The following is a 24808-nucleotide window of genomic DNA, read 5'->3' on the forward strand; positions in this document are numbered from 1 at the left end:
AGCTCACCCGCCGGCATGGACAGCTCACCCACCGACAGCTCACCCGCGGGCGCGGGCAGCCTCCCCGCGTCCGGGCCTCGTCCCGCGCCTCACCGCAACGGCCACCTCCCGTCCACCACGGCCCCCTCCTGCCCCTGCCTCCGCAGCCACGCCTGGTAGCCCGCGGCCCACTCGCCGTACCAGCGCACCTGGCTGCGGTGCAGGTCCGCCAGGTCGGCCTCCCCTATGCCCGGGTGCCGCTCGGCTATCGCGCGGGCGACCCGTACCGCCGCCAGGGCGTCGGCGCCCGCCTCGTGGGCGGCGTCCAGGACGACCCCGTACTCGGCGCAGACCGCGCCGAGGGTGCGGCGTCCCTTGCGGTAGCGGTCGACGGCACGGTCGATGGTGAGGGGGTCGACGACCGGGCCGAGCCCCTCAGGCAGCAGCGGCGGCAGGCCGTACCGGCGCAGCTCGGCGGCGAGGAGGCTGAGGTCGAAGGCCGCGTTGTAGACGACGACCGGGGTGCCCGCCGCCCAGTGGGCGGCCAGTGTCCGCCCTATCTCCGCGACCACCTCGTCCGCGGGCCGGCCCTCCGCCGCCGCCCGCTCCCCGGTGATGCCGTGGATGGCCGCGGCCTCGTCCGGGATCGGCACGCCGGGATCGGCGAGCCAGCTCCTCCGGCCCACCGGCTCACCGGCCTTGGTCTCCACGACGGCCGCCGTGACGATCCGCGCCTCCGCCGGATCCGTACCCGTCGTCTCCAGGTCGAACCCGACCAGCAGCTCCCCGTGCCAGCCCATGGCACATCCCCCCTCGGTGGTGCTTTCCCCGTTGGACAACCAGCCTCGCACGAGGCACTGACAGCGGGCCGAAGCGGCGAAATACCGGCCGGCGGACAAGGAAGCACCGGGCGAAGGGGGAGGGGGTGGTCAGGAGACCGGTCGCGAGTCCTGCCAGACCCCTTCGAACTCCTCGCGATACGTGTCGAACAGCCCGTGCTCGTCGGGCGCCTGCGCCCGCACCTCGGTGCGCCGGCCGCCGCGCAGCACCAGCACCGGTGCCTCCATCCCGCGCGCCTTCCGCAGGTAGGGCTGGACGACGGCGAGCCCGTCAGGCCCGTCGCCGTTGACGAGGTAGGCGGTGAAGCGCGGGGTCTCGTCGAAGACGCGGATCTCGAACGCGGTGGGGTCGGCCAGCCGGTCGCGCACCCGCCGCATGTGCATGATGTTCATCTCCACGGACCGGCTCATCTCGCCCTTCTTCAGGCCGAGCTCGCGCTCCCGGCGGCGGACCGCGCTGCTCGCCGGGTTGAGGAAGAGGAGCCGCGCCCGGCAGCCGTGCTCGGCGAGCCGCACCAGCCGGCGCCCCGAGTAGTTCTGCACCAGCAGGTTGAGGCCGATGCCCACCGCGTCGAGGCGGCGGGCGCTGCCGAAGAGGTCCTCGACGGGCAGCTGCCGCTGGAGCCGCACCCGGTCCGGGTGGACGCCGACGACGTCCGCGTACCGGTCGCCGACCAGGTCCTCGACCGCGTCGACGGGCAGCCGGTCGACGGAGTGCCCGCCGGGGCCGCTGCCGAGGATGTCCAGGAGCCGGGTGGACGCCCGTTCCGCCTGGTCGAGGACGGTCCGGGAGAGGGCCCGGTTGCGGGAGACGACGTTCCGGGTGACCTCCAGCTCGTCGAGGGCCAGTTCGAGCTCGCGCCGGTCGTCGAGGTACGGCTCGAAGCACGGCCAGTGCTGGACCAGGAGTTCCCGCAGCTGGGGCAGGGTGAGGAAGCTGAGGACGTTGTCGTCGGCCGGGTCGAGGAGGTAGCCCTTGCGGCGGCTGACCTCGCGGACGGCGACGGCCCGCTGCACCCACTCCTGCCCGGCGGGGCCGGCCGCGGCGACGACCCACTCGTCCTCGCCGTGCACCGGCTCGTACACCGGCCGCAGCACGGCGGCGACGACGGCGCGCAGCCGCTGCTCCACCAGATTCAGCCAGATGTAGGCACGGCCGGCGCGGCGGGCGCGGGTGCGCACCTCGCTCCACGCGGCGGCGTCCCAGTCCAGCTCCGCCCCGATCTCACCGGGGCGTACCAGCGAGACCGCGCCGAGGGGTGCACCGCCGGGCGCGTCCTCCCCCGCGTCGCCGTCCGCAGGGGGCAGCTCCAGCCCGCCCGAGCTCACCAGTCCACCGCCTTCCGCCCCCCGTTCAATGATCAAGGCAGACTACTGCGCCCGCGGGAGGCGGCGCACACGGGCCGGTCGACCACACGGTGAACTCACGTGCTCCATGAGGCGGTTGTCCCCGAGCCCCGGGACCGGAGTGATGTGACTCATAGTGATATGTGGCACGGAGCACGGAGAAAGGCCGAAACCCGCTTGCGGAGGGCGTGCGTCCGAGGGGGAAATCCGGCCCGTCACCCGGGTGGACGTGGCCCGCCGGGCGGTGGGGGCGGCGCTTTTGGGGAAGATCTGTATCTCGACGGTCCGGGGCAACGGTGCCCGGGAGAGCCGGAGACGCGAGAGAGTCGAGCCTATGCAGGTCTGGCCGGGACAGGCGTATCCCCTCGGTGCCACCTATGACGGTGCGGGCACCAATTTCGCGGTCTTCTCGGAGGCGGCGGAGCGGATCGAGTTGTGCCTGCTGCACGACGACGGTTCGGAGACGGCGGTCGAGCTGCGGGAGAGCGACGCGTTCGTGCGCCATGCCTATCTGCCGGGGGTGATGCCGGGCCAGCGGTACGGCTTCCGGGCCCACGGCCCGTACGCCCCCGAGCGGGGGCAGCGGTGCAACTCCGCCAAGCTGCTCCTGGATCCGTACGCACGAGCGGTGAGCGGTGCCGTCGACTGGTGTGAGGCCGTCTACGGCTATCACTTCGCCGACCGGGACGCGCGCAATGACCTGGACTCCGCTCCGCACATGATGACGTCCGTCGTCGTCAATCCGTACTTCGACTGGGGCGACGACCGGCCGCCGCGCACCGAGTACCACCGCACGGTCATCTACGAGGCTCACGTCAAGGGTCTGACGATGCTTCACCCGGAGCTGCCGGAGGACGTCCGGGGCAGCTACGCGGCGCTGGCGCACCCGGCGATCGTGAATCACCTCAAGGATCTGGGGGTGACGGCGATCGAGCTGATGCCGGTGCACCAGTTCGTCAACGACCACCGTCTGGTGGACCTGGGCCTGGCCAATTACTGGGGTTACAACACGATCGGTTTCTTCGCCCCGCACAACGCCTACGCCTCGTGGGGCGACCGCGGGCAGCAGGTGCTGGAGTTCAAGTCGGCGGTGCGGGCGCTGCACGAGGCCGGCATCGAGGTGATCCTGGACGTCGTCTACAACCACACGGCCGAGGGCAATCACCTGGGGCCGACGCTCTCGTTCCGCGGTCTGGACAACGCTTCGTACTACCGGCTGGCGGACGACCCGCGGTTCTACATGGACACCACCGGCACCGGGAACTCGCTGCTGATGCGCAGTCCCCATGTGCTCCAGCTCATCATGGACTCGCTGCGGTACTGGGTCACCGAGATGCGGGTGGACGGGTTCCGGTTCGATCTGGCGGCGACGCTCGCCCGGCAGTTCCACGAGGTGGACCGGCTGTCGTCGTTCTTCGACCTGGTGCAGCAGGACCCGGTGGTGAGCCAGGTGAAGCTGATCGCGGAGCCGTGGGACGTGGGGGAGGGCGGCTACCAGGTCGGGAACTTCCCGCCGCTGTGGACCGAGTGGAACGGGAAGTTCCGGGACACCTGCCGGGACCTGTGGCGCGGTGAACCGGCCACCCTGGCCGATTTCGGCTCCCGGCTGACCGGCTCCTCGGACCTCTACCAGGACGACGGCCGCCGCCCGCTCGCCTCCGTCAACTTCGTGACCTGCCACGACGGCTTCACCCTGCACGACCTGGTCTCGTACAACGAGAAGCACAACGAGGCCAACGGCGAGGACAACCGGGACGGCGAGAGCCACAACCGGTCGTGGAACTGCGGCGCCGAGGGCGAGACCGAGGACCCGGCCGTGCTCGCCCTGCGCGAGCGGCAGATGCGCAACTTCATCGCCACCCTGCTGCTCAGCCAGGGCGTGCCGATGATCAGCCATGGCGACGAGTTCGCCCGTACCCAGCGCGGCAACAACAACGCCTACTGTCAGGACAGCGAGCTGTCCTGGGTGCACTGGCCGGGCCCGGACGGCACGGCGGCCGAGCGGGCGCGGCGGATGCTGGCCTTCACCCGCGCGATGGTCTGGCTCCGCCGCGACCACCCGGTCTTCCGCCGCCGCCGCTTCTTCCACGGCCGGCCCGAGCAGGGCACCTTCAACGAGCTGTCGGACATCGCCTGGTTCACCCCGGAAGGGGAGGAGATGCGGGACGCCGACTGGCAGGCCGCGTACGCCAAGTCGCTGGCGGTCTTCCTCAACGGCGGTGCCATCTCCGAACCGGGGCCGCGCGGGGAGCGGGTGGCCGACGACTCGTTCCTGTTGCTGTTCAACGCCCACCACGGGCCGCTGGACTTCGTCATCCCGCCGGACCACGGCCGGCTCTGGCAGGTCGTGGTCGACACGGCGCTCCCGGACGGGGTGACGGACGACGGGCGGAAACTCGCCGCCGGCGACCGGCTCACACTGACCGACCGGAGCATGGCCGTCCTGCAACGCCCGCTGTAGGGCGCGCACATACCCCTTCTACTGGGTACGGATGTTCCCATGAAGCGCGACAGCCCGGTGCCTCCGACGGCGACCTACCGCCTCCAGCTCCAGCCCGCCTTCCCGTTCGCCGCGGCCGAGCGGGCCGTGCCCGCCCTCGCCGCCCTCGGCGTCTCCCACCTGCACCTCTCCCCCGTACTGGAGGCCGTCCCCGGCTCCGCGCACGGGTACGACGTGACGGACCACACGGCGGTCCGGGCCGAGCTCGGCGGCGAGGAGGGGCTGCGCGCGCTGTCCCGCACCGCCCGCGCCCACGGGCTCGGCCTGATCCTCGACATCGTGCCCAACCACATGGCCGTCCCCGCGCCCGAGCACCTCAACGGGCCGCTGTGGGAGGTGCTGCGGGACGGCCCGGTCTCCCGCTACGCCCGCTGGTTCGACATCGACTGGGCCGAGCACGGCGGCCGGGTGCTGCTCCCCCTGCTGGCCGGCCGGCTCGGCGACGAGCTCGACCGCTTCACCATCCACGACGGCACCCTGCGCTACTACGACCACGTCCTCCCCCTGCGCCCCGGCACCGAGAAGCTGCCGCTGCCCGAACTGCTGGACGCCCAGTGGTACCGGCCGGCCTGGTGGCGGCTGGCCCGCACCGAGCTCAACCACCGCCGCTTCTTCACCGTCTCGGAACTGATCGCCGTCCGCGTCGAGGACCCCGCGGTCTTCGGGGCCACGCACGCCAAAGTGCTCCAACTGCTGCGCGAGGGGGTGGCCGACGGGCTGCGGGTCGACCACCCGGACGGGCTCGCCGACCCGGCCGGCTATCTGCGGCGGCTGCACGAGGCCACCGGGGGCCGCTGGACGGTCGTCGAGAAGATCCTCGCCCGCGACGAGACGCTGCCCGCCGACTGGCCGGTGGCCGGCACCACCGGCTACGACGCCCTCCACCACATCGACGGCCTCTTCACCGACCCGGCCGGCGCCGAGCGGCTCACCGCGGCCTACCGGGCGTTCGCCGCCCCGCCGCCCGACCGCGGCGGCGACTGGGCGGCGACGGCCCGGCGGGCCGCCTGGCGGATGGTCTCCCACGAGCTGGTGACGGAGGTCGAACGCCTCGTCCGCGTCGCCGGCCGGATCTGCGACGGCGCGCTGCCGCTCCGCGACCACGCCCCCTGGGCGCTGCGCACGGCCCTCTGCGAGATCCTCGTCCGGCTGCCCGTCTACCGCCCCTACGCCCGGCCCGGCGCACCCGTGGCGCCCGCCGACGCCGTCCTGCTGGAGGAGGCGGCACGGGAGGCGCGGGCGGCGTTCGCCGTGCCGGAGGAGGCGGACGCAGTGGACGTGGTGAAGGACGCGGCCCTGGGACGGCTCGGTGACGGCCCGGACCACCGGGACTTCTGCGCCCGGTTCGCCCAGACCGCCGCCGCTCTGCACGCCAAGTCCGTCGAGGACACCGCCTTCTACCGCTACGCGCCCCTGCTCTCGGCGACGGAGGTCGGCGGCTCCCCCGGCCGGCCCGCCGTCACGCCCGGCGCGTTCCACGCCTTCTGCGCCCGGCTGCAGCGCGACTGGCCCGCCACCGGCACCGTCCTGTCCACCCACGACACCAAGCGCGGCGCCGACGTCCGGGCGCGGATAGCGGTCCTCGCCGAGTACCCGGAGGAGTGGGCGCGGCTGCTCGCCCGGCTGGCGGAACGGACGCCCGCCCCCGAGCCGCACGTGGCCTGGACGGCCTGGCAGACCGCCTTCGGCCTGGGCGAACCGGACGCCCTGCGGCTCGTCCCCGCCGTCCTCAAGGCTGTCCGGGAGGCGGCGCTGCGGACGACGTGGACCGAGCCGGACGCGGCGTACGAGCAGGCGGTGGAGCGCTTCGTCGTCGCGGGGCCCTGCGGCCCGGCCCACGAGGAGCTCACCGCCTTCGCGGCGGCCACCGCCGCGTCCGTCCGGGCCGGCACGCTCGGCGCGGCGCTGCTCCACCTCACCATGCCCGGCGTCCCCGACGTCTACATGGGCACCGAACGCGTCTCCCGCACCCTCGTCGACCCCGACAACCGCCGCCCGCCGGACTTCGCGGCCGGGGAGCCGGGCGGTTTGGCGGCGGAGAAGCTCCACCTCACCCGTACCGCCCTGCGCCTCCGCCGCGCCCACCCCGCCTGGTTCGGCCCGGACGCCACGTACGTCTCGCTGACCGCGGCCGGCCCCGCCGCCGGCCACTGCGTCGCCTTCGCCCGCTCGGGCGAGGTGGTGACGGTGGTGACACGGCTGGCGCGGGGGCTGGAGGCGGCGGGCGGCTGGGGCGATACGGCGCTGACCCTCCCCGGAGGCGGAGACGAAAGCGGAGGCGGCGGGTGGCGCGAGCTGCTGACAGGCCGGGCATGCGAGGAACGGGTGCTGCTGGGGCGCTTGTTGCACCGGTACCCGGTGGCGCTGCTGACACGGGAGTGAGGGGCCGGAGCCGACCCGGACGCCGCCCGCGCCCCGGGAGCGGCGGCGGGGCGGCCCCCCTCGCCCGAAAAGCCGTCGGTGATGCCTGAATTTCAGTGCGTTTACCTGGAGTCCACAACACCGGAAGGGCCGACGGCGACGCTTAGGGCGCCCTTTACGGAAAACCCCTCCCGGGCCGGCGGAACCACCGAAACAGAGCGCACCATTCCGCAACTCCCCTGCCTTCCGGGCCAATTCGGGGTTGCCCGCGGTGATCCGCCGTGGTTACGGTTGATCGTCTTCCCGGGAAGGACACCCGGTTTCCGGACGCGCCGCGGACGTACCGCTCGATCATGCCTGTGAGCAGCACACTCGCGTCGCTCCCCACCGGGAAAACACCGTATCCACCGTATCCACCGCATCTATAAGGAAGAGGGTGAATGTGCGATGAAGAACGACGAGGCGACCGAGCCGCGTGCGCTCGCGCCGTACGAGGCTCCGCAAATGTTCGAGGTCGGCTCTTTCCAGGAGGACACCGGCTACCTCGGCCTCAAGGGCGTCGAGCCGATCACTCACAGCTTCTCGAAGTTCTGGTAATCCCGTTCGAGGTCCTGGTGAATCCGTCGTGATCCGGCGGCCCGGACAAGGAGGTTGAGGTGACCGGTCAAGGAGAGCGGTTCTTCGTGGTTCTGCCGGACCACGAGACGGCGGCGGCGGCCGCCGGCCGGCTTCCTCCGGGCCATACGCGGATCATGACGCACCCGTCCGGCCGGCCCTGGGTGGTCGGCCGGACGGGCGCCGAACCCGTCGTCTCCGTCGCGGCGGGCACGACGCGGCTCGTCGTCGTCGGCCACTGCTCGGCGAGCCGGTCCGAGCTGACGGCCCTCGCCGCCCGTACCACCGATCCGGCGCGGCTCGACGGGCCGGCCTCCCGCTGGGCCGGCAGCCACCACCTCATCGCCTCCGTCGGCGGCCGGATCCAGATCCGGGGCAGCGCCTCCGGCCTGCGCCGCGTCTTCCACGGCAGCCTCGACGGCCTGACCGTCGCCGGCGACCGCGCCGACGTCCTGGCCGCCCTCACCGGCGCGCCCCTCGACCGGACCGTGCTGGCGCTGCGCCTGCTCGGCTCCCTTCCGCACCCGCTGAGCGACCGCCCGGCGTGGCGGGGTGTGGAGGCCGTCCCGCCCGGCTCCCGGCTGACCCTCTCCCCCGACGGCCGGCGGCACCGCGTCGACCGCTGGTGGCACCTCCCGGAAGCGGTCCGTCCGCTGGCCGAGGCGGCGGCATCGCTGCGGCGGGCCCTGGAGGAGGCGGTCCACGTCCGCGCCCGGGACGCTTCCACGCTGACCAGCGATCTCTCCGGCGGCATGGACTCCACCGCCGTCACCGTGCTGGCCGCCCGGGAGCCCGTCGCGCTGACCGCCTTCACCGTGGAGAACGACGACGGCGTCGACGACGACCTGTACTGGGCCCGGCTGGCCGCGGCCCGGCTGCCGCGGCTGAAACACATCGTCTTCCCCGAACGGGACCTGCCGTCCTTCTTCAGCGGTCTCACCGGCCTCGCCGGCCTGCCGGACGAACCGTCGACCGCCCTGCTGAGCGCCCCCAGACTGCGGGCCCTGCGCGCCATCGCCGCCGGACACGGCTCCCGGCTGCACCTCGACGGGCTCGGCGGGGACCAGAACCTGTCCGGCCACCCGGCCCGCTACCACGACCTGCTGCGCAGCCGCCCGTTGACCGCCGCCCGGTCCCTGTACGCCTACCGGCGGCTCGCCGGCTTCCCGCTGGCCGACGCGGCCCGGACGCTGCTGGACGGCGACTCCTACCGCCGCTGGCTCACCGCGGAGGCCGCCGCCCTGGTCCGGGGCCGCGCCCGCCGCGCCCGCGACCGGGCCTTCGACTGGGGCGGTGCCCTGCGCCTGCCCCCGTGGGCCACCCCCGAGGCACGGCACCTGGTCACCGTCGCCCTGCGGGAGACCGTCCGGACGGCCGTACCGCTCGCGCCGGCCCGCGGCGCCCACGCCGACCTGCTGGCGCTCCAGGACGCCGGACGGCAGGTTCGTGGCTTCCACCAGCTCACGAGCACCGACGAGCTCCTGTCGGCCTCGCCGTTCCTGGACGACCGGGTGGTCGAGGCGTGCCTCGCCACCAGGCCCGAGGACCGCGTCACCCCCTGGGAGTTCAAACCGCTGGCCAAGGCCGCGATGCGCGGGATCATGCCGCCGGAAGTGCTGGAGCGGCGGACGAAGTCGGACGGCGGGACGATCGCCGCCGAGGGCTTCGCCGCACACCGCCGGGAACTCGCCGCGCTCTGGGACTCCTCCCGGCTCGCCGCCCTGGGCCTGGCCGACCCCGCACCGCTCCGCGCGCTCTGCGAACGCCCGTACGCGACCCGCTCCCACGAGGGGGACTTCGCCACCGCGCTCGCCTGCGAGCTGTGGGCGCGGTCCGCTGGCTGACCCGCCCCCGCTCCGTCCGCGCGCCCGACATCTCACGACCTCACGGAGAGAACCGAACGATGGCCCTGCACCTGCGTCCCGACGTCTCGACCACCGACACCGAATACGGCACGGTGCTGCTCGACGGAGCCACCGGACGCTACTGGCAGCTCAACGCCACCGCGTCGCTGGCCCTCCGCACCCTCCTGGCCGGCGGCACGGTCGACCAGGCTGCGGACGCCCTGACCGAAGGCTACGACGTCGACGGGGAGCGGGCCCGCGCCGACGTGGAACGGCTGCTGGACGGCATGCGCGCCGCGAAGGTGGTACGCGGATGAGCGCGGTCGTCCCCCGGCGCGCCCCGGTACGGCTCTCCCCCGGCCAACGGCTGCTCACCCTGGCCGCCGTCGCGCTCGCCGGCCGCCTGGCACGCCGGCCGCCGGCCCGGATCCGGGCCGTCCTCACCCGCCTCGCCCGCGGCGCCCGCCCGGCCACCTACGCCGAGGCACGCGCCGCGCGGGCGGCCGTCGAGGCGGTCAGCCTGCGCTGCGCCTCGGACGAGGGCTGCCTCCCGCGCTCCCTGGCGACCGTGCTGCTGTGCCGGGCGCGCGGCCGCTGGCCCGCCTGGGCGGTGGGCGTCCGGGCCCGCCCGCCGTTCGGCGCGCACGCCTGGGTGGAGGCGGAGGGCCGGATGGTCGAGGAGCGGGCCGACGCGTCGTACTTCCGCGTCCTGTTCACCGTTCCGGCGCCGGAAGGGCGAGGGCGGCGCGGGTGACGCCGGGCGCGGGGGCTTCCGGCGCGGGCACGTCCGGCATGAAGGCTTCCGGAGCGGACGCGTCCGCCTCCCACCCGTCCGCCCCGCCCGCGAACCCCACCTCCCGGCACACCCCGACGAAGCGCCTCACCGCCCACGTCAGCTCCACGCGGGAGAACGCCGTCAACTCCCGCCGCCAGGCCGGGTTGACGGGGACGGTGACCGCTCCCGCCGTCGTCCGGGCCACGTCGACCGAGGCGGCGACGATGCCGACGCCCGCCGCCGCCAGCCGTACGGCGGTGGAGGCGTGCTGCGTCTCCACCGCGGTGAGCGGCTTGAAGCCGTGCTGTTCGCAGACCCAGTCCAGCCACCGCCGGCCGTCGATCACCGGCTCCAGCACGCACCGCACCCAGGCGCGGTCCCTGAGGTCCGCCAGGCGGGCGGCGGTGGCGCGGGCCAGCGGGTCGTCGCGGGAGACGACGAGTCTGATCTCCTCCTCCCCCAGCGGCACCACCGGCCCCTGCCACCCCTCGGGCCGGGGGCCCACCGCGAGGTCGGCCACCCCGCGGTCCATGTGATCACGCAGTTCGTCCGTGGTCAGGTACTCGTGGAGGTGGAGCCGGACGCCGGGGAACTCCCGCCGCCAGGCGGCGAGGACGGCCGGCAGCGCGCCGACCGCCAGCGCGTGCAGGGTGGCGATGTGCAGCTCACCGCCCTCGGCGCCGGCGGCCGCCCGGGCCGCCCGGCGGGCCATCCCCGCGCTGCGCACGGCGAGTTCGGCGTGCGGCAGGAAGGCCCGGCCCATGGGCGTCAGCCCGACCCCGCGCGGCAGCCGCTCCAGCAGGTCGCCGCCCACCTCCCGTTCGAGCGCCTTGATCTGGTGGGACAGGGCGGACTGGGTGACGTTGAGCGCCTCGGCGGCCCGGGTGAAGGACCGCTCCTCCACCACCGCCACCAGATACTGCATCTGCCGCAGGCTCACGACTCCCCCATGAACATCTCTCATCGCTCCGATCGAAACCTTGCGTTGGACTCATATTCGCTGCTGGGCGGAGGGTTGTCCCATGCATGAGACAGACGTCATCGTCATCGGCGGCGGCACCGGCGGCTACAGCACCGCACTGCGCGCGGCGCACCTCGGCCTGGACGTGGTCCTCGCCGAGCGCGACCTCGTCGGCGGCACCTGCCTGCACCGGGGCTGCATACCGAGCAAGGCGATGCTGCACGCGGCGGAACTGGTGGACGGCATCGCGGAGGCGCGCGAGCGCTGGGGCGTGCGGGCGACGCTGGAGTCCGTCGACTGGGCCGCGCTGACCGCCACCCGGGACGACATCGTCGGCCGCAACCACAAGGGCGTCGAGAACCACCTGGCCCAGGCGGGCGTCCGCGTCGTCCGCGGCTCCGCCTCCCTCACGTCCGCCCGCACGGTCCGGGTGGACTCGGGCGCCGAGGCGGGTACGGAGTGGCGCGCCCGGCGCGGCGTCGTCCTGGCCACGGGGTCGCGCCCGCGCACCCTGCCCGGCCTGAAGCCGGACGGCCGGCACGTGGTGACCAGCGACGACGCCCTCTTCGCACCGGGGCTCCCGGCGTCCGTCCTAGTACTGGGCGGCGGCGCGATCGGCGTCGAGTACGCCTCGCTGCACCGCTCGATGGGCGCCCGCGTGACGCTGGTGGAGGCGGCGGACCGGCTGCTTCCGTTGGAGGACGCGGACGTGAGCCGGCACCTCACCCGGGGCCTGAAGAAGCGCGGCATCGACGTCCAGACCGGCGCGCGCCTCGAAGAGGCGCACCCCTTCGAGGGCGGCGTACGGGCGACGGTCCGCACCGCCCGCGGCGAGGTCCGCGAACTGACCGTCCACCGGCTGCTGGTGGCCGTCGGCCGGGTGCCGGTGACGGACGGCCTGGGCCTGGCGGCGGCCGGACTGTCCACCGACGCCCGCGGCTTCCTCGCCCCGGCCGACTGGTCGCGTCTGGAGACGGCGGTGCCCGGCGTCCACGTCGTGGGCGACCTGCTGCCGCCGCCCTCCCTCGGCCTGGCCCACGCCTCGTTCGCCGAGGGTCTACTCGTCGCCGAGACCCTGGCCGGCCGCGCCTCCCGCCCGGTCGACTACGCGGCCGTGCCCCGCGTCACCTACTCCAGCCCGCAGACCGCGTCCGTCGGCCTCTCCGAGGAACAGGCCGTCGCCGCCGGCCACGACGTCACCGTCAACTCCATGCCCCTGACCGGCACCGCCAAGGGCATGGTCCACGGCCAGGGCGGCATGGTGAAGGCGGTGGCGGACAAGAGCGGCCGCATCCTCGGCGTCCACCTCGTCGGCCCCCACGTCTCCGAAATGATCGCCGAGGGGCAGTTGATGGTGGGCTGGGACGCGGAGGCGTCCGATGTGGCGCAGCACATCCATGCGCATCCAACGCTGTCGGAGGCGGTGGGCGAGGTGATGCTCTCGCTCGCGGGGCGGGGCCTGCACCAGGTGTGAGCCGGGGGGGCCTGCGGCGGGCTTGCGCCCCGGTCCCTCCCCTTCACCGATTCCTGGGGCTGCGCCCCCCAGACCCCCCTTGTCGCGGCTTCGCCGCTCGTCCTCAAACGCCGGACGGGCTGAATCAGCCCGCCCCGGGGGCGCGGGGGCTTGCCCCCGCAAGAAACGGGAAGGGGCGGGGCAGGGGCAACCCAACTCCCCACCCGACCCGAGGAGCCGCCGGTGCTGTACGAGGTATGGGCCCCGCACACCACACGCGTCACCCTGCACACGGACAACGGCACCCACCCCATGCAACGCACCCCCACCCGCCCCGGCTGGTGGCACCGCGAAGCACCCGGCACCGAAAACACCCCCTACAGCTTCGCCCTGGACGACGGCCCGCCCCTCCCCGACCCCCGGGCCCGCCGCCTCCCGGACGGCCCCGACGGCCCGGCGGCCGTCATCGACCCGGCGCGCTGGGAATGGCGGCACCCGTGGCCGGGCCGCGACCTCCCCGGCGCGGTCCTCTACGAGCTCCACACGGGCACGTTCACCCGGGAAGGCACCTTCGACGCGGCGACCCGCCACCTCCCCCACCTCGCCACCCTCGGCATCACCCACGTCGAGCTGATGCCCGTCTGCCCGTTCCCCGGCCGGCACGGCTGGGGGTACGACGGGGTGGCGCCCTGGGCCGTCCACGAGCCGTACGGCGGCCCGGACGGGCTGCGCCGCTTCGTCGACGCGGCGCACGGGCACGGTCTAGGCGTCGTCCTCGACGTGGTGCACAACCACCTGGGCCCGTCCGGCAACCATCTCCCCGCCTTCGGCCCGTACTTCACCGACCGCCACCAGACCCCGTGGGGCGCGGCGGTGAACCTCGACGGCCCGGAATCCGCCGAGGTCCGGTCGTACTTCATCGACAGCGCCCTGGCCTGGCTGCGGGACTACCGCCTCGACGGCCTGCGCCTGGACGCCGTCCACGCGCTTGTGGACGACGGTCCGCGCCACTTCCTCGCCGACCTCTCCGAGGCCGTGGACAACCTCGCCGAACGCCTCGGCCGCCCCCTCTTCCTCATCGCCGAGTCCGACCGCAACGACCCCGCCACCATCACCCCGCGCGCGTCCGGCGGCCTCGGCCTGCACGCGCAGTGGAACGACGACTTCCACCACGCCCTGCACACCGCGCTGACGGGCGAGTCGCAGGGCTACTACGCCGACTTCGCGGCGGACCCGGCGTTCGCCCTCACCAAGACGCTGCGCGGCGGGTTCTTCCACGACGGCACCCACTCGTCGTTCCGCGGCCGCCCGCACGGCCGCCCCCTGGACCCGGCCGGCACCCCCGCCCACCGCCTGCTCGGCTACGCCCAGACGCACGACCAGATCGGCAACCGGGCGCTCGGCGACCGCCTCGCCGCCCGCCTCTCCCCCGGCCTCCTCGCCTGCGCCGCCGCGCTGGTGCTGTGCGCGCCGTTCACGCCGATGCTCTTCATGGGCGAGGAGTGGGGGGCCCGCACGCCGTGGCAGTACTTCACCGACCACACCGACCCGGAACTGGCCGAGGCCGTACGCCGCGGCAGGCGCCGCGAGTTCGCCGCCCACGGCTGGCCCGCGGAGGAGATCCCCGACCCCCAGGACCCGGCCACCCGGCTGCGCTCCTGCCTCGACTGGGACGAGCCGGCCCGCGCCCCCCACGCCGAACTCCTGGCCTGGCACCGCCGGTTGACCGCCCTCCGGCACACGGAACCGTCTCTGACCGCCCCCGACTGGACCGGCACGGACCCGGCGGTCACCCCCAACCGATGCGTCACCTTCCGCCGCGGCCCCCTCCTCGTGGCCGCCAACCTCGGCCGCACCCCGGCCGCACTCCCCGTCCCCCCGGCCACCCGCGTCCTCGCCGCCTGGCGCCCGCTCACCGCCCCGGACGGGAACGGCCCGCCGCACCTGCCCCCGGAGTCGGCGGCGGTCCTGCGGGTGAGCGGGTGAGGGGGTGGCGGACCGGGTCCCGTCGTACCGGGGCCGAACGGTCCCGAACCGGCCCGTTCGGCCCCCGTGCGGCGGCGCCCGGACAGGGCAAGGTGGTGGGTGACCGACCGGAGGATGCCGTCCCCGGTCGTTGTCGGGGCCGGCCGGCCATCCCTCACCCGCCCGGCCGGCCGGTCCCGGCCGCGGCCCCTCCGTTCGTTCACCGGCCGTCCGGCCGTCGGCGCCCCCCGTCGCCAGGCGGCCGGCTCCGGCCGGCCCACTCGCCGTACCGGCCGCGGCCGCCCCGGCCGGGCTCAGTCCTCCGCCGGCTCCAGGCGCAGGGCGATGCTGTTGATGCAGTAGCGCTGGTCCGTCGGGGTCGGGTAGCCCTCGCCCTCGAAGACGTGCCCGAGGTGGGAGCCGCAGCGGGCGCAGCGGACCTCCACGCGGACCATGCCGTGCGAGCGGTCCTCCAGGAGCTCGACGGCGTCGGAGTCCTTGGGGTCGTAGAAGCTCGGCCAGCCGCAGTGGCTCGCGAACTTCTCGGTGGAGCGGAAGAGTTCGGCTCCGCAGGCGCGGCAGGAGTAGACGCCGGCCGTCGTCGTGTCCGTGTACTCACCGCGGAACGCCGGTTCCGTCCCGGCGCGGCGGAGCACCTGGTACTCCGCCGGCGACAGTTCCGCGCGCCACTGCTCGTCCGTCTTCTCGACCTCGTAGGGCATGGGCCGTACGTCCTCTCGGGGCTCTCGGGGGTCAGCTCTCCAGGCGGGCCAGGATCCGCGGGCCGAGGTCCGTGACGTCCCCCGCGCCCATGGTGAGAACGAGATCGCCGGGGCGGACCATTCCCGCGAGGACGTCGGGGACGGCGGCCATGTCGTGCTCGGCGCGCACGTCGGCGCCGGCCTCGCGGGCCGCGTCGATGATCATGGCGCTGGTGACGCCGGGGATCGGGTCCTCGCGGGCGGGGTAGATGTCGAGGACGACGGAGGCGTCGGCCAGGGCCAGCGCCTGCCCCATCTCGGTGCCGAGCTCCTGGGTGCGGCTGAACAGGTGGGGCTGGAAGACCACCAGGACGCGGGAGCCGGCCGCGGCACCGCGCATGGCCTCCAGGTCGGCGGTCATCTCGGTGGGGTGGTGCGCGTACGAGTCGATGACCTGCGCGCCGGCGGCCTCGCCCTTGAGCTGGAGGCGGCGGCCCACGCCGGTGTACTTGCCGAGGGCGGCGGCCAGGTCGCCGGCCGGGATGCCGAGGGCGACGCCCGCGGCGAGGGCGGCGACGGCGTTGTGGGCGTAGTGCCGGCCGGGCACGGAGACGCCGAAGGTGAGCTCACGGCCGTCGAGGAGCACGGTGACCTCGCTGGTCAGGCCGCGCGGCGTGACGTCGAGGACGCGGACGTCGGCGCCCTCGGACTCGCCGTAGGTGACGACCCGGATGCCGTCGGTGCGACCGGCGAGGCGGCGGGTCAGCTCGCGGGCGCCCTCCTGGTCGGCCGCGACGACGAGCGTGCCGCCCGGGCGGATCCGGCCCACGAAGATCTCGAACGACTCGTGGATCTCCTCCATCGAGGCGTAGTTCGCGTGGTGGTCCAGCTCCGCGTTGAGGATGATCGCGACCTCGGGCGCGTACTTGTGGAAGCTGCGGTCGCTCTCGTCCGCCTCCGCCACGAAGATCTCGCCGGCGCCGTGCCGGGCGTTGGTGCCGGGCCCGTGGAGGTCGCCGCCGATCGCGTACGACGGGTCGAGCGCGAGCGCGTCCAGCGCCACCGCCAGCATCGACGTGGTGGTCGTCTTGCCGTGCGTGCCCGCGACGGCGATCGGGCGCAGCCCGTCCATCAGCCGCGCCAGCGCGTCCGAGCGGTGGACGACGGGGATGCCGCGCTCGGCCGCGGCGGCCAGCTCCGGATTGTCCTGGCGGATGGCGCTGGAGACGACGACGCAGGTGGCGTCCTCGGCGAGGTGCCCGGCGGCGTGGCCGACGTGGACCGTGACGCCGAGGGCGCGCAGCGCGGCCGCGGTCGCGGACTCCTTCGCGTCGCTGCCCGCCACCCGGGCGCCGCGCTGGGCGAGGATCTTCGCGATGCCCGACATGCCGGCGCCGCCGATGCCGATGAAGTGGGGGCGGTCCATCGTCGGGGGGACGGCCGGTGCCATGTGCGGTGCTCCCTGGTTGTTCTCGGCTGCTGTCCGCTGTGACCAGCGGTTGTCCCCGGGGGTCCGGGGACGGTGACTGCGCCGATTCTCGCACCCGGTGCCGACAGCGCGGCCTTCGGCCGGGGGGTGCCCCGGTCCCTCCCCCAGAGGGGGCACCCCCATTCACCGTTTCCGCAGGGGCTCCGCCCCCGCACCCCCGAAACCGCGCTCCGCGCGGTTGTCCTCAAACGCCGGACGGGCTGAAGGGTCAGCCCGTCCGGCGTCAAACTCACCTTTCCGGATGGCGGCGGGCGGGCGGTCCCGTTTGACGTCTACTCCGCGTCGCCGGTCACAGGCTGCTCCTCGTCCGCGTGCGCATACAGCTTGAGGACCGGCACGCCGACCTTGTGGCGGGCGCGCGAGGCCCAGTCGCGGTGGAAGAACTCCTCGACGAGGTGGGGTGCGGTCAGCACGATCACCTCGTCGGCGTGGGTCTGCTCGACGACGGAACGGAGCAGGTCCAGCGGGTGGTCGTCGATGATCTGGCCGACGGCCTCGCTGCCGGCCCCGCGCAGGAGGCGCAGGGAGTGCTCCAGGGCGAGGGCGGCGGGCCGCAGGGCGGCCTCGCCCTCGGGTTCGTCCGCCTCGTGGACGGCCTGTTCCAGCTCGCCCAGGGCGACGTCGTCGATGGCGCGCAGCAGCCGGTCCTCGGCGCCTCTGGGCTGCATCAGGACCACGAAGGACATCTCGTCGTCGTGCAGGCCGGTGACGAAGTCGACGTCCGTCGCGGACAGCGGTTGCTCGATCATCAATACGCTCGTGAACACGGTCGGCGCCCTTCTCCTCCGTGGGCCCCGGGCCCACACAGAAACCATCCTGCGCGTGCTCCCTCGGAGCTCGCTGTTTCGAACCCGTGCCCCCGGGGGAGCGTCCGACACAATTCTGCCCGTCGGACGATAAGCGGAACAGGGGATTCCGCCGATTGTCAGATGCCGGTTTCCCGTGTCCGGGCCGCGCCGCCCGTCTCCGTCCGGTACCGGGTGAAAAGGAACCCGTCCTGCTCCAGCACCGACGCCAGCGCGAACCGCCGCGGCACCTCCAGCGGGGGCCCGCCGGCGATCCGGGGCGCGACCCCGGCGGCGACCATCGGGGCGAGCGAGAGGCACAGCTCGTCCAGCACCCCGGCTGCCGTGAACTGCCCCAGCAGCCGCGGCCCGCCCTCCGTCAGCAGCCGCGTCATCCCGCGGGCGGCCAGCAGCTCCGGTATGCGCGCCACGTCCACCGTCCTCCCCTCGCCGGCCACGACGACCTCCACGCCCGCCGCGGCGGCCGCGTCCCGCCGCTCGGCGGGGGCCGCCTCGCCGGTCAGCACCAGGGTCGGCACCAGCGGCTCGGCGAACAGCGGCAGCGAGAAGTCGAGGTCGAGCCCGGCGCTCACCACCGCGATCACCGGCGCCGGCGACTGCCCGAGCCCGGCGCGCCGGGCGGCGAACGCCTCGCGGGCGCGCGCCGGGCGGTAGCCCTCCTGCCGTACGGTCTCGGCGCCGACCACGACGGCGTCGGCGAGCGCGCGCAGCGTACCGAAGATCCGCATGTCCGCGGCGGAGGACAGCGGCTGCGAGCGGCCCTCGTGGTGGGCGGCGCCGTCGAGCGAGGAGACCATGTTGGCGCGCAGCCACGGGCGGCCCTCCGCGACGGCCCCGGGGTAGGCGTAGAGGTCGGCCAGCTCGTCGAGCCCCCATTCGCGGTCTTCGAGGTCGGCGGGGGCGGTGGGCGAGGGGAACAGGCGTCGCATGGGCGCAGTGTGACACGCCTCGCCGCCCCGAGTGTGACATGCCTCGCTCCGCTCCCGGCCGCCCCGCGCCCGTCGGCGAACTACCCTGGAGAGTTGTGTCGTCCTCCACCGCAGCATCCCCGGAAGCCCGCCCGACGAGCGGGCAGCCCGTCGCGCTCACCTCGCGCACCCCGCACGTCCCGGCCGAGCGCCTGGTCGCCGAGATGGTGCCGCCGCCGCGCTTCGACGCGGTGCGGTTCGACACCTACATACCGGACCCGAACCAGCCCAGCCAGACCGAGGCCGTCCGGGTGCTGTCCGGCTTCGCGGCCGGGCTCGGTTCCCCGGCCGCCGGCAGCGGCCGGAAGCGCTGGTTCCGGCGAGAGGCCAAGCCCGCGCCGGCCGGCCCGCGCGGCGTCTACCTCGACGGCGGCTACGGCGTCGGCAAGACGCACCTGCTGGCCTCCCTCTGGCACGCGGCGCCGGCCGCCCCGGAGCGGAAGGCGTTCGGCACCTTCGTCGAGCTGACGAACCTGGTCGGCGCCCTCGGCTTCCAGCAGACCGTCCGCACGCTCGGCGGGCACGAGCTGCTCTGCATCGACGAGTTCGAGCTGGACGACCCGGGCGACACCGTCCTCGTCTCCACCCTGCTCGGCAAGCTCGTCGAACAGGGCGTCGCGCTCGCCGCGACCTCCAACACGCTGCCCGGCAAGCTCGGCGAAGGCCGGTTCGCCGCCGCCGACTTCCTCCGCGAGATCCAGGGCCTCTCGGCCCACTTCCGCGCCCTGCGCATCGACGGCGAGGACTACCGCCACCGGGGTCTGCCGGAGGCGCCGGCGCCGTACGACGACGAGACCGTCAAGCGGGTGGCCCACTCGGTGGGCGGCGCCTCCCTGGACGACTTCCCCGCCCTCCTCCGGCACCTCTCCCAGGTCCACCCGAGCCGCTACGGCGCCCTCTGCGACGGCGTCCGCGCGGTCTGCCTCACCGGCGTCGAACCCGTCCCGGACCAGTCCACCGCCCTGCGGCTCGTCGTCCTCGCGGACCGGCTGTACGACCGCGAGGTGCCGGTGCTGGCGTCCGGGCGGCCGTTCGACCGGCTGTTCAGCGAGGAGATGCTGGCCGGTGGCTACCGGAAGAAGTACTTCCGGGCCATCTCGCGGCTCACGGCGCTGGCGCGCGATGCGAAGTCCTTGGCGGACGGCTGAGGGGTGGGGGTGCCCCGGTCCCTCCCCCAGAGGGGGCACCCCCATTCACCGTTTCTTGCGGGGGCTGCGCCCCCGCACCCCTGAAACCGCGCTCCGCGCGGTTGTCCTCAAACGCCGGACGGGCTGAAATCAGCCCGTTGGGGGTGCCCCCTCTGGGGGAGTTTGAGGACGAGCGGCGAAGCCGCGACAAGCGGGGCCTGGGGCGCAGCCCCAGGAATCGGCGAAGGTGGGGGTACCCCCTCTGGGGGAGGGACCGGGGCACGCTCCACCGGGGTAACGTCCCCCCGTGCCCCGCATATCCCGCCCCCTCCTCGCCCTCACCCTCCTCTGCTGCATAACCGCCTGCGGCGGTGCCGGCAGCGCAATGAAGGAGACCGCGGCCCCCGGCGACAAGCCGACACCCGTCGCACCCGCCACGACGAAACCGGCACCCACAACCGCCCCCACACTCCCCCCGGGCAAAACCGGCGAAACCCCGACCTTCTCGCACGGCCGCCGCGACCACGGCAAACACATAGCCCTCACCTTCGACGCCGACATGACGTCCGACCAGGGCCCCCGCGCCGCCCACGGCGAGCACTTCGACAACCCGGCCCTCATCGCCACCCTCCGCCGCCTCAAAGTGCCCGCCACCCTCTTCATGACCGGCCGTTGGGCCGAGCAATACCCGGACCAGGCCCGGTCGATCGGCGCGGACCCGCTCTTCGAGGTCGCCAACCACTCGTACAGCCACCACGCGTTCGCCACACCGTGCTACGGCCTCCCGCCGGTGAAGGGCGGGGCGCGGGCGGACGTGGAGAAGGCGTTCGCCGCGTTCCGGCGCGCCGGCGTCCAGAGGACGGTGCCGTACTTCCGCTTTCCGGGCGGGTGTCACAACCCGTCCGTGCTCAAGGAGTTGGGCCCCGCGAAGGTGACGGCCGTGCAGTGGGACGTGATAAGCGGCGACGCGTTCGCCAAGCGGCCCGGGCCGGTGGCGGACGAGGTGCTGGCGAAGGCGCGTCCCGGCTCGGTCGTGGTGATGCACTGCACGCGCAGCGCGGCGCCGGCCACGGAGGCGGCGGTCCGGACGATCGTCCCCCGGCTCCGGGAGCGCGGCTACGAACTCGTCCGCGTCTCGGACCTGATCGCCAAGGGCTGAGCCCCCTACCGCCGCGAGCTCAGCGCGCAGGCCACCGCCGCCGCCCCGGCGGCGAACACCGCCGCGACGGCCAGCGGCAGCAGCGGCCAGCTGACCGCGCCGCTGCGCGAGGCGCTGACCAGCTCGGTGACGGCGGCGTTGGCGGGCGAGCCGCCGGGCAGCAGCACCAGGAACACGGCGAGCACGGTGGCCGGTACGGACCGGGCCGCGCTGCGCAGCAGCGGCCGGTTGCAGAGGGCGCCGACGGCCGTGCCGAGCAGGGCGCAGCTCACGGCGGCCGTGAGGCCCGCGCCGAAGGCCGGGGCCAGTGGGACGGGCACCCGCCCCCGTGAGCTGTGCGGATCGGATATCAGCGCGACGACCGCGGTCCCGGCCCCGGCCAGGACGAGGGAGGCCCCCAGGCCGGTCAGCACGCCGGCCAGGTGGACGCGCCACGGCCGGGCCGCCGCGGCGGCGCAGTCCCGGGCGGCGTCCGACTCGTTGGTGACGCAGACACGCACCAGCCAGGCGGCCACCGGCAGCAGGAGGCCGGCGGCGAGGCCGAAGGAGTCGAGGACGGGCTCCCCGGCCCGTACGCCGATGGTCAGGAGGACGGCGTACAGCATCAGCGGCGGGAGCCAGCGGTGGGAGCGGAGGAGCAGCGCGGCCTGGTAGCGCAGCAGGGCGGTCAGGGCGGTCATCGGTGCGGTTCCTCCGGGGCGGGCACGGCGGTCACCGAGCGGATGTGCCAGGGCGGTGCGGTGGTGAGCAGGGCGTGGAGCAGCGCGTCGGAGTCGGCGGCGGCGACGGTGAGCCGGACGGCGCCGGGGAGCCGTTCGCTGACCGGGTCGCCGGGCAGCCCGTCCGGCAGCGGACCGGCGCCCTCCGCCTCGACCCGGACCCGTTGGACACGGGCCCGAGGGGCCGCGGACACGTCCACGAGCCGTCCGCCCTCCACCCGGTGGACCGCGCCGCACTCCCCCGCCAGCCGGCGCGGATCGTGGTCGACGAACACGACGGCACCCCCGTCGGCGACGCGGTCGAGCACGGCCCGGTCGAGGACGCGGCGGGAGTCGCCGTCCAGGCCGGTCCACGCCTCGTCGAGGACGAGCAGCGCGGGCGCGCCGACGAGACCCTGCGCGACGGCGACCTTCTGGGCCGTCCCTTTGGACAGCTCCCGCAACGGCGTACGGGCGTACCGGCCGGCGTCGAAGCGTTCGAGCCAGTCGCGGGCGGCGCGGTCGGCCGCGCGCCGGCGGAGACCGTGGACGCGGCCGAGGCGGGTGAGGTAACCGAGGGCCGTGAGCGGCAGGGCGGCGGGGAACCGCTCGGGGACGTACGCGGTGCGGGGCCGGCCGGTGATCCGTCCGGCGCTCGGCGCGTCGATGCCGGCCAGCAGCCGCAGCAGCGTCGACTTGCCGCTGCCGTTGCCGCCCTCGACCCTCAGCAGCGTGCCGCCCGGCACTCGCAGTCCGACCCCCCTGAGCACCCACCGGCCGCGCACGCCGTACCGGCGGCCGACGTCACGGAGTTCCACAGGATCCCCACCCCTCCCCGATGGCCCCGATTCCCGGATCACCATAGCGGCCCCGGGGCCCCGGCGGTCTGCTGGCAGACTGGCTCCGTGACCAGCTCAGAAACCGGCATCCCGGCCGACTCCGCCGACCCCCGCGACACCGCGCCGCAGTTCGTCCTGCCCCTGGTGGTACGGATCGAGAAGGCCGCCCCGCCGGCCCGCACCGACGCCCTGGAGACGGCGGCCCGCGCGGTGCTCGTCCTGCTGTCGGACGAGCGCTCCACCGGTGACGGCGAGTGGGCCGAAGCCGTACGGGACTGGCAGGACGCCCGGATCCGCAAGGTCGTCCGCCGGGCCAGGGGCGCGGAGTGGCGCCGGGCCTCGGCCCTGCCCGGGATCACGGTGACGGGCGAGACGGCCGAGGTACGCGTCTTCCCGCCGGTCCCGCTCGACGGCTGGCCGCCGGAGCTGGTGAAGCTCCAGGTGTCCGGCACCGACCTGGACGACCCCACCGCCCCCGGCCCCGCCGCCCCCGAGCGGCCGGTGCTCTGGCTCAACCCGGAACTGGAGATGTCCGCGGGCAAGGCGATGGCCCAGGCCGGACACGGCGCCCAACTGGCCTGGTGGCGCCTGGACGACACGGCCCGCAAGGCGTGGCGCGAGAACGGTTTCGCCCTCTCCGTCCGCACCGCCGCCCCCGCCCGCTGGGCGGCCCTGACCTCAAGCGGCCTGCCCCTCGTCCGCGACGCCGGCTTCACGGAGATCGCCCCCGGGCTGACTCTCGCAGTCGAAGGCGGCGAGCGCTACTGCCCGGTTGGGCGCCTGCCGCGACCGTAGGCAGGCTGCCTGAGCGGTCCCTCTGCGCAAGCAGTGGAGCGGGCGAGGCTGTCCACACCATGGCAGAGCGGGAACGCGGATAGGGCACGGTAGCCACTGGCGGAGCCTGGAGGGGAGACACGGGTTCGGTGAGCCTGGGTTGATTCCCGATCGGGCTATCCATTGGACCTCATCTGAGACCTCTTTGACTCACTGAACCGGGGCGGGTCGTCACGCGTACGGGTTGTCAGGCCAGTCCACCTCCCAGTTGTACAGGCCTTCGACCGCCTTATGGATTTTTCCCTGGCTCCCGTCGAGGAGCCACACCCTGTGCCCCTCCGTGATCAGGTAAGGGACGCCCGCCCAGCTCAACTCCTTGAACTGCACGGCCGTTCGAACGGTGCCGGTGATTTTTGACTGCCACTCGTGATCGCCCTTGACGGTGGCGGCGGGTGAGAACTCCCGTTGCTTCTTGTCGGCCAGGTCGTACACCGTCTGTTTCGTCGTCCCCGCCGACCAGTGGGGATAGAGGAACCGGCTGCTCCCGCCGTAGTATTTCTTCAGGTCCTCGGCCTTGGGGCTGCTGTCGTAGGGCTTGACGATTTTCCCGCCCTTGACCAGGTAACAGGTGCCCGCGTAGTTGATCGCGCTGTCCACGCCGTTCGCGAAAACGGTGTTCTTCAGCGCGGGGAAGTGCTCGTCGATCCTGCGGACGATGGGCGGATTTGACGAATTGCGACTGGGAACACCCCCGGTGATTGTCGCGTCCACGATCCTGGCGGCGTATTTGCCGAGGAAGAGGTACCACTCGTAGGAGGTGCTCCCCTCACGCGCGGCGCACAAGGTGGTGTCGGGGAGCGGGTAGGCGAGAGGTACCTGGTGCCAGTAACGGCGGATGAACCGCGGCCCGGCGGTGAGCTGCTCCTTCGCGACGTCGCAGGTGAGGTACTTGTCGCCGACGAAGAAGTAGCCGGTGTCGGTACCGGGGATACGCAGGGCGGCGTCGATGCCGCCGGCCAGTTCGGGGACCTGCCGTCCCTGCAGCTTCCATTTGCGCTGGACGTCCACGGCGGTGCCGCAGGTGAAGGTGGTGTCCTCGTAACTGAGCCGCACGCACTGCTTGCCCTTGAACAGCCATGCGTTCGGTTTCTTGCCGCCCTCGGTGCCGCCCATCGCCGCGGTGAGGCCGGACTTGAACGCAGTGGGCAGCCCCGGAATGGCCTTGGTGAGGGTGGTGGCCGTCTTCGTCACCTTGTCATTGGCCCAGTCGAACTGGAGGATATTCTCCCCGGACGTCGCCCAGGTGATCGAGGCGGCCTTGTCATAGTCCGGGAAGACGGTTTCCAGCCGCTGGTTGAACGGGCTCGGCAGGTTCTGGTAGCGACCGAGTGTCGCCGGGAGATCGTAATAGCCGCGGAAGGCCAGGGAAATGGGGAACCAGCGAATCACCCCGTTCTCCACTTGGCCCACCCCGGCCGATCCGTTCTGGACCAGGACGACGGCGTTCTCGGCGGGGTCCTTACTGTACGTGACCTTGGCCTTCTTGAGGTTGAAGGCGTGCCGGATGCCCTGTGTTGCCATGCTGCGCCTTTCGCTTTTTCGGTGGTA

At 73.8% G+C, this 24808-nt stretch carries 21 protein-coding genes; 11 read left to right on the forward strand and 10 right to left on the reverse strand.

Annotated elements, in window-relative coordinates:
• Positions 1-89: 89 nt before the first annotated feature.
• Both K7I03_RS07035 and K7I03_RS07040 read right to left on the reverse strand, forming a co-directional pair.
• Complete coding sequence (locus K7I03_RS07035) at positions 90-779, reverse strand: 3'-5' exonuclease (RefSeq protein ID WP_185944015.1); 690 nt, start codon at positions 777-779, stop codon at positions 90-92.
• Between the two features lie 129 nt (positions 780-908).
• Positions 909-2147, reverse strand: coding sequence for an SAV2148 family HEPN domain-containing protein (locus K7I03_RS07040; RefSeq protein WP_185944014.1), 1239 nt, complete (start codon positions 2145-2147; stop codon positions 909-911).
• Positions 2148-2499: 352 nt separating this feature from the next.
• On the opposite strand from K7I03_RS07040, the gene glgX reads away from it, so the two are divergent.
• The 6 genes from glgX (at position 2500) to K7I03_RS07070 (ending at position 10239) form a co-directional block, all read left to right on the forward strand.
• Positions 2500-4626, forward strand: a complete 2127-nt coding sequence (gene glgX, locus K7I03_RS07045) for a glycogen debranching protein GlgX (RefSeq protein ID WP_185944013.1) — start codon at positions 2500-2502, stop codon at positions 4624-4626.
• A 39-nt stretch (positions 4627-4665) separates the two neighbouring features.
• Positions 4666-7047, forward strand: a complete 2382-nt coding sequence (gene treY, locus K7I03_RS07050) for a malto-oligosyltrehalose synthase (RefSeq protein WP_185944012.1) — start codon at positions 4666-4668, stop codon at positions 7045-7047.
• A 426-nt stretch (positions 7048-7473) separates the two neighbouring features.
• A complete protein-coding gene (locus K7I03_RS07055) occupies positions 7474-7623 on the forward strand; it encodes a keywimysin-related RiPP (protein ID WP_185944011.1) in 150 nt (49 codons plus the stop codon).
• A 59-nt stretch (positions 7624-7682) separates the two neighbouring features.
• On the forward strand, positions 7683-9485 hold the full coding sequence (locus tag K7I03_RS07060; protein ID WP_185944010.1) for an asparagine synthase: 1803 nt from the start codon (positions 7683-7685) through the stop codon (positions 9483-9485).
• Positions 9486-9544: 59 nt separating this feature from the next.
• A complete protein-coding gene (locus tag K7I03_RS07065) occupies positions 9545-9802 on the forward strand; it encodes a lasso peptide biosynthesis PqqD family chaperone (RefSeq protein ID WP_185944009.1) in 258 nt (85 codons plus the stop codon).
• Positions 9799-10239: a lasso peptide biosynthesis B2 protein gene (locus K7I03_RS07070; RefSeq protein WP_185944008.1), complete on the forward strand. Its 441-nt coding sequence runs from the start codon at positions 9799-9801 to the stop codon at positions 10237-10239. Before K7I03_RS07065 ends, K7I03_RS07070 begins: the two co-directional genes overlap by 4 nt.
• Here the strand turns inward: K7I03_RS07070 and K7I03_RS07075 are convergent.
• On the reverse strand, positions 10199-11185 hold the full coding sequence (locus K7I03_RS07075) for a LysR family transcriptional regulator (protein WP_185944134.1): 987 nt from the start codon (positions 11183-11185) through the stop codon (positions 10199-10201). The two genes, K7I03_RS07070 and K7I03_RS07075, sit on opposite strands and share 41 nt — an antisense overlap.
• Positions 11186-11282: 97 nt before the next feature.
• Here K7I03_RS07075 and lpdA point away from each other — a divergent pair, with 97 nt between their 5' ends.
• Together lpdA and treZ are read left to right on the forward strand one after the other, a co-directional pair.
• A complete protein-coding gene (gene lpdA / locus K7I03_RS07080) occupies positions 11283-12695 on the forward strand; it encodes a dihydrolipoyl dehydrogenase (protein ID WP_185944007.1) in 1413 nt (470 codons plus the stop codon).
• Positions 12696-12917: 222 nt separating this feature from the next.
• The gene (gene treZ, locus K7I03_RS07085) at positions 12918-14660 is read left to right on the forward strand and encodes a malto-oligosyltrehalose trehalohydrolase (RefSeq protein WP_185944006.1); all 1743 of its coding nucleotides are present in this window, start codon (positions 12918-12920) and stop codon (positions 14658-14660) included.
• Positions 14661-14953: 293 nt separating this feature from the next.
• On the opposite strand, the gene msrB is transcribed toward treZ, so the two are convergent.
• The 4 genes from msrB to K7I03_RS07105 form a co-directional block, all read right to left on the reverse strand.
• A complete protein-coding gene (gene msrB / locus K7I03_RS07090) occupies positions 14954-15361 on the reverse strand; it encodes a peptide-methionine (R)-S-oxide reductase MsrB (protein ID WP_185944005.1) in 408 nt (135 codons plus the stop codon).
• Between the two features lie 31 nt (positions 15362-15392).
• On the reverse strand, positions 15393-16790 hold the full coding sequence (murC, locus tag K7I03_RS07095; protein ID WP_185944004.1) for a UDP-N-acetylmuramate--L-alanine ligase: 1398 nt from the start codon (positions 16788-16790) through the stop codon (positions 15393-15395).
• Between the two features lie 311 nt (positions 16791-17101).
• Positions 17102-17596: an indole-3-glycerol phosphate synthase gene (locus K7I03_RS07100; RefSeq protein ID WP_185944003.1), complete on the reverse strand. Its 495-nt coding sequence runs from the start codon at positions 17594-17596 to the stop codon at positions 17102-17104.
• Positions 17597-17754: 158 nt separating this feature from the next.
• Complete coding sequence (locus K7I03_RS07105) at positions 17755-18564, reverse strand: pyrimidine reductase family protein (protein WP_185944002.1); 810 nt, start codon at positions 18562-18564, stop codon at positions 17755-17757.
• Between the two features lie 95 nt (positions 18565-18659).
• On the opposite strand from K7I03_RS07105, the gene zapE reads away from it, so the two are divergent.
• The gene (zapE, locus tag K7I03_RS07110; RefSeq protein WP_185944001.1) at positions 18660-19751 is read left to right on the forward strand and encodes a cell division protein ZapE; all 1092 of its coding nucleotides are present in this window, start codon (positions 18660-18662) and stop codon (positions 19749-19751) included.
• Between the two features lie 295 nt (positions 19752-20046).
• Entirely contained in the window at positions 20047-20889 is an 843-nt protein-coding gene (locus tag K7I03_RS07115; RefSeq protein ID WP_398858480.1) for a polysaccharide deacetylase family protein, read from the forward strand.
• A gap of 5 nt (positions 20890-20894) precedes the next feature.
• Here the strand turns inward: K7I03_RS07115 and K7I03_RS07120 are convergent, their stop codons facing one another.
• A complete protein-coding gene (locus K7I03_RS07120; protein WP_185944132.1) occupies positions 20895-21560 on the reverse strand; it encodes an ABC transporter in 666 nt (221 codons plus the stop codon).
• A gap of 5 nt (positions 21561-21565) precedes the next feature.
• Positions 21566-22405: an ABC transporter ATP-binding protein gene (locus K7I03_RS07125; RefSeq protein ID WP_185944000.1), complete on the reverse strand. Its 840-nt coding sequence runs from the start codon at positions 22403-22405 to the stop codon at positions 21566-21568.
• An 87-nt stretch (positions 22406-22492) separates the two neighbouring features.
• Here K7I03_RS07125 and K7I03_RS07130 point away from each other — a divergent pair, with 87 nt between their 5' ends.
• Positions 22493-23221, forward strand: a complete 729-nt coding sequence (locus K7I03_RS07130; protein WP_185943999.1) for an aminoacyl-tRNA hydrolase — start codon at positions 22493-22495, stop codon at positions 23219-23221.
• 210 nt (positions 23222-23431) lie between these two features.
• On the opposite strand, the gene K7I03_RS07135 is transcribed toward K7I03_RS07130, so the two are convergent.
• Positions 23432-24781, reverse strand: coding sequence for a hypothetical protein (locus K7I03_RS07135; RefSeq protein ID WP_185943998.1), 1350 nt, complete (start codon positions 24779-24781; stop codon positions 23432-23434).
• Positions 24782-24808: the final 27 nt, after the last annotated feature.

Origin of the sequence: Streptomyces mobaraensis (genome assembly GCF_020099395.1) — a bacterium.
Lineage (GTDB): Bacteria > Actinomycetota > Actinomycetes > Streptomycetales > Streptomycetaceae > Streptomyces.